Here is a 14,144-nt window from a genome sequence, read left to right as displayed (position 1 = left end):
GTGACGGCGACGGTTCTGACCGGCATCCGCGAGCTGGTCACCAACGACGTCGAGCGCGAGGGGCTGCTGGGGATCCTCCAGGACGCGGCGCTGGTCGTCGAGGGCGGCCGGGTGGTGTGGCTCGGGCCGACCGGGCGGGCGCCCGCCGCCGACGAGGCCTACGACGCGGGCGGACGCGCGGTGCTGCCCGGCTTCGTGGACAGCCACAGCCACCTGGTCTTCGCCGGCGACCGGGCGCCGGAGTTCGCGGCCCGGATGGCCGGTGAGCCGTACCGCGCCGGCGGGATCCGCGACACCGTCGCCGCCACCCGGGCGGCCAGCGACGAGCAGCTCGGCGCGCACACGGCGAGGCTGGTCCACGAGATGCGCCGCCAGGGGACCACGACGTTCGAGACCAAGAGCGGTTACGGGCTGAGCGTGCGCGACGAGGCGCGCAGCCTCGCGGTGGCGCGCCAGTTCACCGAGGAGACCACGTTCCTGGGCGCCCACGTGGTCCCCGAGGGCAGCGACCCGGCGGCCTACGTGGAGCTGGTGACCGGCCCGATGCTCGCGGCGTGCGCGCCGTACGCCCGCTGGATCGACGTCTTCTGCGAAGAGGGCGCCTTCGACGCCGACCAGGCCCGCACGGTGCTGCGCGCGGGGGAGGCCGCCGGGCTGCGCGGCCGGCTGCACGCCAACCAGCTCGGCCACGGCCCCGGCGTGCGGCTGGCCGCGGAGCTGGGGCTGACCGCGGTGGACCACTGCACGTTCCTCGACGACGCCGACGTCGACGCGCTGCGCGGGGCCGGCACGGTCGCGACGCTGCTGCCCGGTGCGGAGTTCTCCACCCGCCAGCCGTGGCCGGACGCCCGCCGGCTCCTCGATGCCGGCGTCCGCGTCGCGCTGGCCAGCGACTGCAACCCGGGCTCGTCGTACACGACGTCGATGCCGTTCTGCATCGCCCTGGCGGTGCGGGAGATGGGGATGACGTGCGCGGAGGCGGTGCACGCCGCCACCGCCGGCGGCGCGGCGGCGCTCGGGCGTGACGACGTGGGGGCGCTGCGGGTCGGGTCGCCGGCCGACCTGGTGCTGCTCGACGCGCCCAGCCACGTCCACCTCGCCTACCGGCCCGGGGTGCCGCTGGTGGTCGGGGTGTGGAGCCGGGGGCGCCCTGAGGTGGTCGGGCCCCGAGGCGGGGGCCTCTGAGGTAGCGCGGCGGCACCCGCGGCGCTCCGGCTAGGGCACTCGTCCGATGTGGGCGACTACCTCAGCGCGGGACTGTCTTCTCACGCCCCGAGGACGCGGGGCCGGAAGCAGGGAGAAGCAGATGTTCAACGGATCCGACCTCTTCATCAACGCCGAGATCGACTACCGCACCGAGCGGATCAGCGAGACCTGGAAGCCGGTGCGCCGTCGCCGCCGCGCGGGACGTGACCCGCAGCTGGACAGCAGGCGGGGCCGCCGCGCGGCGGGCCGCGACCACGACACCATCGGCTGACCGGCCGGTGTCGGTCGCCGACCGTCCAGCCCGGCGGGCCGCGGGTGCGCTCGTCGCGACCCGCGCTCAGCGGAAACCCGGAAGCGCGCACCCACCCGCGCACGACATCATGGACCCCGTGGCGATGCGGAGCTCGAAGCTGGTGGGACGAGATGCCGAGCTGGAGCTGTTGAGCTCCACGCTCGGCATCCGTGCGTCCGCGCAGGGCACCGCGCAGAGCACCGCGCAGGCGGTTCTGCTGGGAGGGGACGCCGGAGTCGGCAAGACCCGGCTGCTGACCGAGCTGCGCGACCGCGCCGTGACGCAGGGCTGGCAGGTCGTCGCCGGTCACTGCCTGGACTTCGCGGACTCCGCGGTGGCCTACCTGCCGTTCTCGGAGATCCTCGGCCGGCTGCACCGCGAGATCCCGGGCGTCGTCGAGCGCGTCGTCGCCGAGCACCCGACGCTGGCTCGGCTGCAGCCCGGCCGGCGGATGCTGAGCGGCTCCGACGGCGAGGACGGGGCGCTGCTCGAGCGCGGCGCGCTCTTCCCCGCGGTGCACGCCCTGCTGGAGGAGACCGCGCTGCAGGCGCCGCTGCTGCTGGTCGTCGAGGACACCCACTGGGCCGACCGGTCCACCCGCGACCTGCTGAGCTTCCTGCTCGCCCGCGGGGTCGGGCGCCCCGCCGGCCCGGTGGCCCTGGTCGCGTCGTACCGCTCCGACGACCTGCACCGGCGCCACCCGCTGCGCCGCCAGGTGGCCGAGTGGTCGCGGACCGCGGGAGTCGAGCGGATCCAGCTCGAGGCGCTGGCCGCGCCCGACGTACGGCTGCTGGTCCACGAGCTGCACCCCGACCCGATCCGCGAGGCCGACGTGGCCGACATCGTGACCCGCTCGGAGGGCAACGCCTTCTTCGTCGAGGAGCTCGTCGGCGCCACCTGGGCCAGCGGCGGCGGTGGACTGCCCGAGGACCTCGTCGACGTGCTGCTGGTGCGCCTGGACCGGCTCGAGGACGGGGCGCGCACGGTGGTCCGCACCGCCTCGGTCGCCGGTCGCCGGGTCTCCCACCAGCTGCTCGCGGCGGCGTCCGGGCTGGCTCCGGGGCCGCTGGAGGAGGCGCTGCGCGCGGGCGTGGAGACCAACGTGCTGGTACCGGTCTCCGGCGACGCCTACGCCTTCCGGCACGCGCTGTTGGGCGAGGCGGTCTACGACGACCTGCTGCCCGGGGAACGGGTGCGCCTGCACGCCGCGTACGCCGCCGCGCTGGGCGAGCAGCGGGCCGCGGGCAGCGCCGCCGAGCTCGCCCGGCATGCCCGCCTGGGCCAGGACCTGCGCACCGCGCTGACCGCGAGCATCCGCGCCGGCGAGGAGGCGATGAGTGTCGGCGGACCCGAGGAGGCCGCCCAGCACTTCGAGCAGGCACTGGTCCTGCTGACCGACCCCGGCGCCGGGGACGCCGGCGAGCGCGACGTCGCCGGGCTGGTGCGGCTGACCTCGGACGCGCTGATGGCCGCCGGCCACGTGGCGCGGGCGGTGAACGTGATCCGCGAGCAGCTGGACCGGCTGCCGCCCGACGCGCCGCCGGCACCACGCGCGGAGATGCTCGCCGCGCTGTCGGTGTGCCTGCTGATGCTCGACGGGGAGGAGGACCCGCTGGCGGTCTCGCGTGAGGCGGTGGGGTTGATCAGCGACGTGGCGGACAAGCCGCGGGCCCGGGTGCTGGCCAGCCACGCCCGGATCCTGGACGCGTGCGGGCACGGGGAGGAGGCCCGGCAGGTCGCCCTGGAGACGCTCGCGATGACCGAGCGGCTGGGGATGCCGCGGCTCGCCTCCGAGGTGCGCACCACGCTGATCGGCATCGACAAGGACGGCCCCGTCGACCAGGTCCGCGAGGGGGTGGAGGAGGTCATCGGCCGGGCCCACGCCGCCGGCGCGGTCAACGCGGAGCTGCGCGCGCTGTACCTGCTCGGGCGGCTCTACCAGGACCGCGGCGAGTTCGACGAGGCGCGACTGGCGTTCCAGCGGGCCGCCGAGCGGGGGGCGGCGGCGGGCATCCCGTGGGCGCCGTACGCGTTCGAGGCCCGCTTCATGCACGGCTCGGTGCTGCGCGCGGCCGGGCGGTGGGACGAGGTCCTCGCGCTCACCGGTGTCGCCGACCAGGCCCCGCCGCCGCTGTACGAGGCGATGCTCTCGACGATGCGGGCCACCGTGCTCGCGGCCCGCGGCGACGTGACGGCCCTCGAGCTGGCCCGGGTGGCGCGTCCCTTCTGGGCGGTGGAGGGGCTGGTCGCCGTCACCGGTGGCAGCGCCGAGCTGGAGATGCACGAGCAGCGTGGCGACCACGTGGCCGCGGTGGGCGTCTACGACGAGGTGTGCGCGGCGATCGCGCCGCTGTGGGGACAGAGCTTCCAGGCGCGCCTGCGGCTGTCCGCGACCACGTTGGCGGCGCTCTCGTCGGCGGCGGTGAGGCTGAGCGCCGCGCAGCGCAAGGTCCAGGCCAAGGACGCGGCCCGGCTGGTCGAGGACGGGCGCCGGGTCTTCGCCTACCAGCGCGAGTCCGGCATCGTGTTCGGACCCGAGACCTGGGCCTGGCACGCCCGGCTCAACGCGGAGGCGCTGCGCTGGCGCTGGCGGGCGCAGGTCGACCCGCCCGACGCGGCGGAGGTGCTGGCGAGCTGGCGTGAGACCGAGCGGCACTTCACCGAGTACGGCGACGTCCTCGAGCTCGCCAAGGTGCGCGCCCGGCTGGCCGAGATCCTGCGCGCCACCGGCGACGCCGCCACCGCTCGGGAGGCGGCGGACCTGGCCCGCGAGGCGGCCCAGGCGCTGGGCGCGCGGCCGCTGCTCGACGAGCTCGTCGCCAGCGGATCCACCCCCCGGCCCGCGGAGGCGGGCCCGGGGCACGAGCAGGGCACCGAGCCGCTGACCACCCGCGAGCGTGAGGTCCTCGCTCTGGTCGCGGAGGGCCGGACGAACGGCGAGATCGGCAAGCAGCTGTTCATCAGCACCAAGACCGTCTCGGTGCACGTCTCCCACATCCTGGCCAAGCTCGGCGCGTCGGGTCGCACCGAGGCGGCGGCGATCGCGCGTCGTACGGGGCTGCTGGCGTAGCCGGCGTCCGCCACGTGGCCACCGCGTCGCGCTCGCCGGTTGGCGGGCGCCGGCGTACGCGCTCGTTCGGCCGCGTCCGAGAAGCCGGTTGACCTCCGGTGCGGCGCCCCGTCAGAGTCGTCAGATGACCGACCAGGGCGCGAAGACCGACCTCCATCGCTACCTTCAGCAAGCGCGCGAGGCGCTGCTGTGGAAGCTCGACGGCCTGTCCGAGTACGACGTACGCCGCCCCCTCACGCCGACCGGGACCAACCTGCTCGGCCTGGTCAAGCACCTCGCCAGCGTCGAACTCGGGTACTTCGGCGACACCTTCGACCGGCCCTCCGGCGAGCCGCTGCCCTGGCTGGAGCCCGGCGCGGAGCCCAACGCCGACCTGTGGGCGACCCCGGAGGAGTCGCGCGAGCAGATCGTCGACCTCTACCACCGCGCCTGGGCGCACGCCGACGCGACCATCGAGGCGCTCGACCTCGACACGATCGGCCGGGTCCCCTGGTGGGGCGAGGGCCGCAACGAGGTCACGCTGCACCGGATCCTGCTGCACATGGTCGCCGAGACCCACCGCCACGCCGGCCACGCCGACATCGTCCGCGAGCTGATCGACGGGACCGCCGGGCTTCGCCTGGGCAACGACAACCTGTGGCTGGCCGACGGTGAGACCTGGGAGGACCAGCGTGCCCGGGTGGAGCGGGCGGCCCGAGCGGCTGGAGGGGCTGGAGGGAGCTGAGGCTGGGGTGGGGTCGGCGGTCGGCGTTGGGGGCGTCGATTGGGCAGAGACGGCATGTATTTCGCCCGGATTCCGTCCGTTGGGGACCAAACGGTGAGGGGTCGGCGTCGTTTCGGGCCGGGGTGGGCGGTGAGGTTGCCGATTGGGCAGAGACGGCATGTATTTCGCCCGGATTGCATCCGTTGGGGACCAAACGGCGAGGGGTTGACGCCCACCCGGGGCGGGTTCGGGCGGGCGTGGCTGCGGAGGGGTGGCGTTATTCGGCCGGGCTTGGGTAAATGGCTGGCGTCGGTCCTGACGGGCGGCCATCCGGTCGTTACCCGGGACTTGCCGTACGACGACTCGGCGGAACCTCCGCCGGGAGCAGAGGAGGACGCATGACCGGTTCACTGAGCGACGATGAGATGACCAGCGGCACCGTGGGCACCCCCCAGGCCACGTCGATGCCCGGGCCCGCCGACGCGGACGGGCGGGACACCGCCGACGCCGACGGGACGGACGGGGGCGACTCGGACGGCACGGACGGGGGCGACTCCGACGGCACCGACTCCGACGGCACCGACTCCGACGGCACCGACGGGGACGCGACCGACACCTCCGACGGCGACACCAAGGACTCCGACGGCACCGACTCCGACGGCACGGACTCCGACGGGACCGACTCCTGAGCGCGCTCGACCTGCTGAGCGGTGACGCCCAGACCTTCCTGACGAAGGTCTGGGCGTCACGGGTGCACCTGCACCGCACCGACCCCCAGCGGCTGGTCGAGCTGCTCTCCTTCGACGACGTCGACCACCTGCTCACCGAGACCGCGATCCGCACCCCCGCGGTACGCCTCGCCCGCGACGGCCGGGTGCTGCCCGAGGCCGACTTCACCCGCGCCGCCACCCTCGCCGGGAAGCCGCTGACCGGGCTGGTCGATCCGCGCAAGGTGCTGCGGCTCTTCGACGAGGGCGCCACCGTGGTGCTGCAGGGCCTGCACCGCTACTGGCCGCCGCTGACCCGGCTGGTGGCCGAGCTGGAGAACGAGCTGGGCCACCCGTGCCAGGCCAACGCCTACCTGACCCCGCCGGGATCGCAGGGCTTCGCGGTGCACTCCGACAGCCACGACGTGTTCGTCTTCCAGACCCACGGGGCCAAGCGCTGGGAGGTGCACACCGACGACGGCGTCGAGGACGTCCTCCTCGAGCCCGGGCTGAGCATGTACCTGCCCACCGGCACCCCGCACGCCGCGCGCGCCCAGGAGAGCGCCTCCCTGCACGTCACCCTCGGCATCAACCAGCTCACCTGGCGCGGCCTGGTCGGGCGCACCGTCCGGCCGCTGCTCGACGAGGTCCCCGACGAACACCTGCCCGCCGGTTACCTGGAGCACCCCGAGCAGCTGCGCGACCAGCTCGCCGCGCGCTTGGAGGAGCTCGCCGAGCGGGTACGGCGCGCCGACGCCTCCGCCGCCGTGGAGGCGGAGGTGCAGCGCTTCCTGACCGGGCGCAGCCCGCGCCTGCCGCACGGGCTGCGCGACGTCCTCGCCGTACGCGACCTGGACGACACCACGCTGCTGCGCCGCCGCGCCGCCCACCCCTGCGTGCTCCTCGACGCCCCGGACGACCGGGTCCGGCTGCTGCTCGGCGACCGCCACCTCGACCTGCCCGCCCGGATCCGCCCGGCCCTGGAGGAGATCGGCTCGCGCGCCGAGCTGCGCCCCGTCGACCTCGCCGCCCACCTCGACGAGCCCGGGCGGTCGGTGCTGTGTCGTCGTCTGGTCCGGGAGGGGCTGCTCGAGGTCGTCGGGTGAGCCCCGACCCGGCGTTCCGCTGCGCGGCCAGCAGCCTGCTGCGCGACGAGGACCTCGCCGGCACCGCCTCGACGGTGCGCGCCTTCCTGCTGGTGGAGGTCCCCGGCCCCTGGGGGGTCGACGCGCTGCGCGACTGCCGGCTGCCCGAGCAGGTGCGCACCGGCCTACAGCGCCGGGCCCGGAAGGCGGGCGTGCGCGTGCTGCTCGTACGACGCCCCGGGCGGGTCACCGCCGCCGCCGGGATCCGGGTCTTCGCCGCCCACGCGGACGCGGTGCGCCCGTGGCTGGAGACGGCCCTGCTCGACGCCCCCTCCGCGTTGCTCGAGCTCGACCTGGACGCGCTCGGCGCCGGCCGCTCGCCCGGCCTCACGCCGTACGACGCGAGCGTGCTGGCGGTCTGCGCGCACGGGCGCCACGACGTCTGCTGCGCCGAGCGGGGCCGCCCGGTGGCCGCGGCGCTGTCCCGCGCGCACCCCGAGGAGACCTGGGAGGTCTCCCACATCGGCGGCGACCGGTTCGCCGCCAACCTGCTGGTGCTGCCGCAGGGCCTCTACTACGGCAGGCTCGACGAGCGCTCGGCGCTCGCCGTCGCCGGCGGCCACCTGGTGGGCGAGCTCGACCTCGACCACCTGCGCGGCCGCTCCGGACTGCCGATGCCGGTGCAGGCGGCCGAGATCGCGCTGCGCCGCCGCCTCGGGCTCACCCGCACAGACGACGTCCGCAGGGTCCGCTCGCGCCGTGCCGACGCGGTGACCGAGGCGGTCTTCGCGGCCACCGGCGCCGAGTGGACGGTGCGGGTGCGCACCACCGACGACGGCCCGGCACACCGGCTGACCTGCGGCGCCACCCGAGACAACGTCGCCCCGCGCCACGAGGTGCTCAGCGTCGCGACCACCTCGCCGAGCCCCGACCCCGCCGCCCGAACATGAGCGGGGTCGGTCGGGGTACCGGCCAGGCGATGAGCGCCAGGCGGGCCTCGGCCGCACTCCTTCGTGCCGCCCACCCGGGGCCCGCTGCGGCGGTCACCCTGCTGGGCGGCCTGCTCGCGGCCGCGCTCGGCGGCTCCCCGGGGCGGGTGGCCCTCGTCGTCGTCGCCGTCGCGGCCGGGCAGCTCTCCATCGGCTGGTCCAACGACCTCCTCGACGCCGCCCGGGACCGCCGGGTCGGGCGCGCTGACAAGCCGATCGCCACCGGCGACGTGGGCGAGCGGCTGGTGCGCGCCGCCTGCGCCGTGGCCCTGCTCGCCTCGATCCCGCTCTCGCTGGCCTGCGGCCTGCTCGCCGGCTCGGTGCACCTGCTCGTCGTCGCCGCCGGCTGGGTCTACAACCTCGGGGCCAAGGCGACGGTGCTGTCCTGGCTGCCCTACGCCGTGGCGTTCGGGGCGCTGCCGGTCTTCGTCAGCCTCGCCGTGGACGACGCCGTCCCACCCGGCTGGATGCCGCTGGCCGGGGCGCTGCTGGGCGTGGGGGCGCACCTGGTCAACGTGCTGCCCGACCTCGACGACGACGCCGCGACCGGCGTCCGCGGGCTGCCGCACCGGATCGGGGCCCGCTGGACCGCGCCGATCGCGGTCGCCGTGCTGGCGCTCGCCTCGGTGGTGATCGTGGCCGGCGCCCCGGTGGACTCGCCGCCGGTCGCCGTCGGGGCGCTGGTCGTCGTCGCCGTCCTCGCGGTGCTGGCCCTGACCGGCGAGGGCCGGGCGCCGTTCCGGGCGGCGCTCGGCATCGCGCTGGTCGACGTGGTGATGTTCGGGTGGGCCCGATGAGCGCGGCACCGCCGGCGGCCTGGGACCTGATCGTGGTGGGCGCCGGCCCCGCCGGCAGCGCCACGGCGCTGGCCGCGCTGGCCGAGGACCCGGCGCTGCGGGTGCTGCTGCTGGACCGCGCCGACTTCCCGCGCGACAAGTGCTGCGGGGACGGCATCGCCCCCCACGTCGTCGACGCGCTGGCCCAGGTCGGCGCCGGCGACGTCGTCGAGGGCTGGTCGCCGCTGTGGAGCCTCGAGTTGGCCCGGCGCGAGGCGCGGGTGGCGCGCCCGATGGCCCGGCCGGTGTGGGTCATCCCGCGCGAGGTCTTCGACGCCCGACTGGTCCAGCGCGCGGTGGCCGCCGGGGCCGTGCTGCGCCGCCACCGCGTCGCCCACGTCCGCCAGCATCTGGACCGGGTGGAGGTGGACGGCTTCAGCGCCCCGGTGGTGGTCGGCGCCGACGGCGCGCACTCGGTGGTCCGCCGCGCCGCCGGGGTGTCCGTCGGCGGCCGCCGCGCGCTCGCCCTGCGCGGCTACGCCCCCACCGCGCCGGGGCGTCGCGGCACCCAGGTGATCCGCTACGGCGAGCGCCGCCAGCCGTCGTACGCCTGGGCCTTCGATCGTGGCGACGGCCTCTCCAACGTCGGGTACGGCGAGCTCCTGGGCCCCGGCGAGCCGCCCTCGCGGGCCCTGCTCCTCGGCGAGCTGGAACGGCTGCTGCCCGGCGCGGCGGCGGCCGGGACCCGCTGGCGGGGCCACCACCTCCCGCTGTCCGGCTGGCGCTGGCAGCAGCCCGCGGGCCGGCTGCTGCTGGCCGGCGACGCCGCGGGGCTGGTGAACCCGATGACCGGCGAAGGCATCTACTACGCCGTCGCCACCGGCATCGTCGCGGGCCGCACGGCGGCGCGCACCCTGGCGCAGGACCGGCCCCGGCAGGCCGGCGCCGAGCACCGCCGGGCGGTGCGGGCGCTGCTCGGCGGCCATCTGCGCCACACCTGGATCGCCTCCCGGCTGGCGACGCTCCCGGTGGTGATCGACGCAGGCATCCGTGCCGCCACCGGCAACGAACACGTCTTCGACGACCTCGTCGAGATCGGTCTCGGGGACGGCCGGATCACCCCTCGGCTCGCGGGCGGACTGCTCGCGGGCCTCATCCCCCGCACGCCCCTCCCGGGCGCCGCGGGAACCACCGGTTGAAGGAGCAGCAGATGGAGATCCTGTCGGTCCGCGGGGCCCTCCCGCAGCACCGCTACACCCAGCAGGAGATCACCGACGCCTTCGCCGGCGTGATCGCCCGGGGTGGTCTCGACGAGCGGCTGCTGCGCCGCTTCCACGCCAACGCCGGGGTCGAGCACCGCAGCCTGGTCCTGCCGCTGGAGAGCTACGCCGGGCTCGACGACTTCGGCCGGGCCAACGACCACTTCATCGAGGCGGCCGTCGAGCTCGGCTCGCGTGCGCTCAGCGACGCCCTCAAGGCCGCCGACCTGACGCCGACCGACGTGGACCTGGTGATCTCGGCGACCGTCACCGGGCTCGCGGTACCCAGCCTGGAGGCGCGCATCGCCGCCGGCATCGGCCTGCGCCCCGACGTGAAGCGGCTGCCCCTGGTGGGGCTGGGCTGCGTGGCGGGCGCGGCCGGCATCGCCCGGCTGCACGATTACCTGGTCGGCCACCCCGACCACGTGGCGGTGCTGGTCGCGGTCGAGCTGTGCTCGCTGACGGTGCAGCGCGACGACGTGTCGGTGCCGAACCTGGTGGCCAGCGGGCTCTTCGGCGACGGCGCCGCGGCGGTCGTCGCGCGCGGGGGGCGCGGGCGGGACTCTGCGGCGCGCGGCCCGGTCGAGGTGCTGGCCAGCCGCAGCCGGCTCTATCCCGACTCCGAGCGGACCATGGGCTTCGACGTGACCTCCGGCGGCCTGAGGATCGTGCTCGACGCCTCGGTGCCCGACGTGGTCGGCCACTACCTGCGCGAGGACGTCGACGGCTTCCTCGCCGAGCAGGGCCTGACCCGGGCCGACATCGGCTGGTGGGTCTGCCATCCCGGCGGGCCGAAGGTGATCGAGGCCCTCGAGCAGGCGCTCGAGGTGCCGCGCGAGGCGGTCCGGCTGACCTGGGAGTCGCTGGCCCGGATCGGCAACCTCTCCTCCGCCTCGGTGCTGCACGTCCTCGAGGACACCCTGCGCGATCGGCCACCGCGCCCAGACTCGTACGGCGTCCTGCTGGCGATGGGCCCCGGCTTCTGCTCCGAGCTGGTGCTGCTCCGCTCGCTCGGTGAGGCGGCGGCGTGACCGGGCTGGGCGCGTTCACGGTGCTGGTGGCGCTGGTCGGGTTGGAGCGGGTCGCCGAGCTGGTCGTCTCCAAGCGCAACGCCGCCTGGAGCCTGGCCCGGGGCGGGCGGGAGACCGGGCAGGGGCACTACCCGGTGATGGTGGTGCTGCACTCGGGGCTCCTCGTCGGCGCGCTCGCCGAGGCGTGGCTGCGGCGTCCCGAGGTGGCGCCGGTGCTGGCCTGGTCGATGCTCGCGCTGGTGCTCGCCTCGCAGGCGCTGCGCTGGTGGTGCATCGCGACCCTCGGGCGGCGCTGGAACACCCGGGTGATCGTGGTGCCCGGGCTCGCCCCGGTCGCTGGCGGGCCCTACCGGCTGTTCCGGCACCCCAACTACGTCGCGGTCGTCGTGGAGGGCGCGGCGCTGCCGCTGGTGCACGGCGCCTGGATCACCGCGCTGGTCTTCACCATCCTGAACGCGGCCCTGCTGCGGGTGCGGATCCGGGTGGAGGACGCCGCGCTCGCCACCCTGCCCCAGCCGGCCGCGCGTGCGTGACCTGATCGTGGCCGGCGGCGGACCGGTCGGCCTGGCCACTGCCCTGTACGCCGCGCGGGAGGGACTCGACGTGGTGGTCCGCGAGCCCCGCCCCGGCACGATCGACAAGGCGTGCGGGGAAGGGCTGATGCCCGGGGCGGTGGCGGCGCTGGCCGCGCTCGGCGTCGACCCGGCCGGGTGCGCCATCGACGGGATCCGCTACCTCGACGCGGACCACCGCGCCCAGGCGGCGTTCCGGCGCGGGCCGGGGCGCGGCGTGCGCCGTACCGTGCTGCACGCGGCGCTGCGCGAGGCGGTGCTGGACGCCGGGGTCGTGATCGAGCCGGTGGCGGTGCGGGAGGTGCGCGACGTCGGGGACCGGGTGCTGGTGGACGGAGACGCAGCCCGGCACCTGGTCGCCGCGGACGGGCTGCACTCGCCGGTGCGCCGGATGCTCGGCCTGGACGTGCCGGTCACCGGCGCCCGGCGCTACGGCCTGCGCTGCCACGTCGAGCGGGAGCCATGGACCTCGTTCGTCGAGGTGCACTGGGCGCCCACCGCCGAGGCGTACGTGACCCCGGTGGGGGAGCGGCTGGTGGGCATCGCGGTGCTGGGAGCCCGGGGCAGCCGTCTCGAGGACGTCCTGGTCGAGCTGCCGGCGCTGGCCCAGCGGCTCGCCGGCGCCGAGTCGACGCGCGCCCGCGGCGCCGGCCCGCTGCGCCAGCGGGCCCGGCGCAGGGTCGCCGGCCGGGTGCTGCTGGTCGGGGACGCCGCGGGGTACGTGGACGCGCTCACCGGGGAGGGGATCTCGCTGGGCCTGGCCCAGGCCCAGGCCGCCGTCGCCGCGCTCGTCACCGACCGTCCGGCGGGCTACGAGCGGGTGGCACGGCGCCTGGGACGGCGCCACGACCTGCTGACCCGCACCCTGCTGGGGGCCACCCGGCAGCCGGCGTTGCGCCGGCGGGTGGTGCCGCTGGCGGCGGCCTGGCCGGGGGTCTTCGCGGCCGCCGTCGACCAGCTGGCCCGCCCGGCCTGAGACGAGCGCGCGCTGCGCGCTTCCGCGGGTGCCGGGGCCCTCCTAGCATGTGACCCGGGCCACCGACGCGGCCCCTCAGGAGGGCGTCATGGCCATGACCCAGGAGCAGATGGACCGGCTCACCGACGCGCGCTTCCGCGCGGCCCGGCCCCCGACGCGACGGCGGCGGAAGGTGCCGCGCTCCGCGCTGCCGCCGGGACCGTCGTGGCCGCCGCTGCTGCAGACCATCGCGCTGGTGCGCTTCCGGCACCAGTTCGTGCCCGCGATGCACCGCAAGCACGGTGACGTCTTCGCGGTGAGGCTGCTGCCCGGCGGGCAGCCGCTGGTGCTGTTCACCGGGCCCGAGCACGCCAAGGAGATCTTCGCGGGCGACCCTGCGGTCTTCCACGCGGGCAAGGGCAACGCGGTGCTGGGCCCGGTGATGGGGCAGCACTCGCTGCTCCTGCAGGACGGCGCCGAGCACAAGCGGGCCCGCAAGCTGCTGATGCCGGCCTTCAACGGCCACGCGCTGCGCGGCTACCAGGCCCTGGTCAGCGAGCTGGCCCGAGCCGAGGTCGACACCTGGACGCCCGCGCGGGAGTTCCGCTCCCTCGACCGGATGAACGCGCTCACCCTGGAGGTGATCCTGCGGGTGGTCTTCGGCGTCACCGACGAGGAGCGGCTGCGCGGGCTGCGCCCGCGGGTCAACCGCACCGTCGACGTCAGCCCGATCGTCCTGCTCGGCTGGCCGGTGCCGCAGCTGCAGCGGATCGGGCCGTGGAAGGCCAGCGTGGAGAACCAGCGGGCGCTGGACCGGCTGATGTACACCGAGATCGGTGAGCGGCGCGGCCAGGGCGATCTCGCGCAGCGCACCGACGTGCTGTCGCGGTTGATCCAGGTCCGCGACGAGGCCGGCGACATGCTCGACGACGCCGAGCTGCGCGACCAGCTGGTCACGCTGCTGCTGGCCGGCCACGAGACCACGGCCACCGCGCTGTCCTGGGCGCTCTACGAGCTCGGCCGCGACCCGCGTCAGCTGGCGCGCGCCCAGCAGGCGGCCGACGAGGGCGACGACGACTACCTGGAGGCGGTGCTGAAGGAGTCGATGCGGCTGCACCCGGTGATCGCGATGGTGGTGCGCCACCTGACGGCGCCGGCCCGTGTCGGCGGGTGGGACCTGCCGGCGGGGGTGACGGTGGGGCCCTCGATCCTGCTCGGCCACGCCCGCCCCGACAGCCACCCCGACCCGCAGGCCTTCCGCCCCGAGCGGTTCGTCGGGCAGAGCCCCGCCCCGCACACCTGGATCCCGTTCGGAGGCGGCGTACGGCGCTGCATCGGGGCGGGCTTCTCGCTGATGGAGGGGGTCGCGGTGCTGCGCGCCGTGCTCACCGCCTACGACGTGGAGACCCTCGGCGAGGACCGCCCCCGGGTCCGCAACATCACCAGCGTCCCGCGCCGCGGGGCGCCGATCCGGGTGCACCGGCGCTAGGCACGCCCGG

Annotated in this window: 13 protein-coding genes; all 13 read left to right on the top strand. The window is 75.9% G+C overall.

Annotation, left to right across the window (positions count from 1 at the left end; translation table 11 throughout):
* The 13 genes from hutI (at position 1) to AC6EI4_RS16320 (ending at position 14,134) form a co-directional block, all read left to right on the top strand.
* On the top strand, positions 1–1,185 hold the full coding sequence (gene hutI / locus AC6EI4_RS16380; protein WP_498452114.1) for an imidazolonepropionase: 1,185 nt from the start codon (positions 1–3) through the stop codon (positions 1,183–1,185).
* A gap of 121 nt (positions 1,186–1,306) precedes the next feature.
* Positions 1,307–1,477 carry a hypothetical protein gene (locus AC6EI4_RS16375; RefSeq protein WP_498419497.1) on the top strand — a complete coding sequence of 57 codons (171 nt, stop codon included), beginning with the start codon at positions 1,307–1,309 and terminating at the stop codon, positions 1,475–1,477.
* A gap of 124 nt (positions 1,478–1,601) precedes the next feature.
* Positions 1,602–4,568, top strand: coding sequence for a helix-turn-helix transcriptional regulator (locus AC6EI4_RS16370; protein ID WP_498452170.1), 2,967 nt, complete (start codon positions 1,602–1,604; stop codon positions 4,566–4,568).
* A gap of 124 nt (positions 4,569–4,692) precedes the next feature.
* Positions 4,693–5,292: a DinB family protein gene (locus tag AC6EI4_RS16365; protein WP_498452113.1), complete on the top strand. Its 600-nt coding sequence runs from the start codon at positions 4,693–4,695 to the stop codon at positions 5,290–5,292.
* Between the two features lie 377 nt (positions 5,293–5,669).
* Entirely contained in the window at positions 5,670–5,960 is a 291-nt protein-coding gene (locus AC6EI4_RS16360; RefSeq protein ID WP_498452112.1) for a hypothetical protein, read from the top strand.
* A 62-nt stretch (positions 5,961–6,022) separates the two neighbouring features.
* Positions 6,023–7,084: a cupin domain-containing protein gene (locus tag AC6EI4_RS16355; RefSeq protein ID WP_498452111.1), complete on the top strand. Its 1,062-nt coding sequence runs from the start codon at positions 6,023–6,025 to the stop codon at positions 7,082–7,084.
* The gene (locus AC6EI4_RS16350) at positions 7,081–8,013 is read left to right on the top strand and encodes a ferredoxin family protein (protein ID WP_498419491.1); all 933 of its coding nucleotides are present in this window, start codon (positions 7,081–7,083) and stop codon (positions 8,011–8,013) included. The genes AC6EI4_RS16355 and AC6EI4_RS16350 overlap by 4 nt, the downstream gene beginning before the upstream one ends.
* A 29-nt stretch (positions 8,014–8,042) precedes the next feature.
* Positions 8,043–8,849 (top strand): UbiA family prenyltransferase, encoded by an 807-nt coding sequence (locus AC6EI4_RS16345; protein ID WP_498419489.1) that lies wholly within the window; start codon positions 8,043–8,045, stop codon positions 8,847–8,849.
* Positions 8,846–10,027, top strand: coding sequence for an NAD(P)/FAD-dependent oxidoreductase (locus AC6EI4_RS16340; RefSeq protein ID WP_498419487.1), 1,182 nt, complete (start codon positions 8,846–8,848; stop codon positions 10,025–10,027). Before AC6EI4_RS16345 ends, AC6EI4_RS16340 begins: the two co-directional genes overlap by 4 nt.
* Positions 10,028–10,038: 11 nt before the next feature.
* Positions 10,039–11,118 (top strand): type III polyketide synthase, encoded by a 1,080-nt coding sequence (locus AC6EI4_RS16335; protein ID WP_498419486.1) that lies wholly within the window; start codon positions 10,039–10,041, stop codon positions 11,116–11,118.
* A complete protein-coding gene (locus AC6EI4_RS16330) occupies positions 11,115–11,651 on the top strand; it encodes an isoprenylcysteine carboxyl methyltransferase family protein (RefSeq protein ID WP_498419485.1) in 537 nt (178 codons plus the stop codon). The genes AC6EI4_RS16335 and AC6EI4_RS16330 overlap by 4 nt, the downstream gene beginning before the upstream one ends.
* On the top strand, positions 11,644–12,666 hold the full coding sequence (locus AC6EI4_RS16325) for an FAD-dependent monooxygenase (protein ID WP_498419484.1): 1,023 nt from the start codon (positions 11,644–11,646) through the stop codon (positions 12,664–12,666). Before AC6EI4_RS16330 ends, AC6EI4_RS16325 begins: the two co-directional genes overlap by 8 nt.
* Before the next feature lie 88 nt (positions 12,667–12,754).
* On the top strand, positions 12,755–14,134 hold the full coding sequence (locus AC6EI4_RS16320) for a cytochrome P450 (RefSeq protein WP_498419482.1): 1,380 nt from the start codon (positions 12,755–12,757) through the stop codon (positions 14,132–14,134).
* Positions 14,135–14,144 lie beyond the last annotated feature (10 nt).

This window comes from Nocardioides sp. Z43_10 (genome assembly GCF_059766615.1).
This window is presented reverse-complemented; position numbering and strand designations above follow the sequence as displayed.

Excerpts from the sequence above, each read along its gene's own strand:
- AC6EI4_RS16360 (WP_498452112.1), top strand. The coding sequence starts at position 5,670 with ATGACCGGTTCACTGAGCGACGATGAGATGACCAGCGGCACCGTGGGC.
- AC6EI4_RS16345 (WP_498419489.1), top strand. The coding sequence starts at position 8,043 with ATGAGCGCCAGGCGGGCCTCGGCCGCACTCCTTCGTGCCGCCCACCCG.
- AC6EI4_RS16375 (WP_498419497.1), top strand. The coding sequence starts at position 1,307 with ATGTTCAACGGATCCGACCTCTTCATCAACGCCGAGATCGACTACCGC.
- AC6EI4_RS16335 (WP_498419486.1), top strand. The coding sequence starts at position 10,039 with ATGGAGATCCTGTCGGTCCGCGGGGCCCTCCCGCAGCACCGCTACACC.
- AC6EI4_RS16320 (WP_498419482.1), top strand. The coding sequence starts at position 12,755 with ATGGCCATGACCCAGGAGCAGATGGACCGGCTCACCGACGCGCGCTTC.
- AC6EI4_RS16340 (WP_498419487.1), top strand. The coding sequence starts at position 8,846 with ATGAGCGCGGCACCGCCGGCGGCCTGGGACCTGATCGTGGTGGGCGCC.
- AC6EI4_RS16365 (WP_498452113.1), top strand. The coding sequence starts at position 4,693 with ATGACCGACCAGGGCGCGAAGACCGACCTCCATCGCTACCTTCAGCAA.
- AC6EI4_RS16370 (WP_498452170.1), top strand. The coding sequence starts at position 1,602 with ATGCGGAGCTCGAAGCTGGTGGGACGAGATGCCGAGCTGGAGCTGTTG.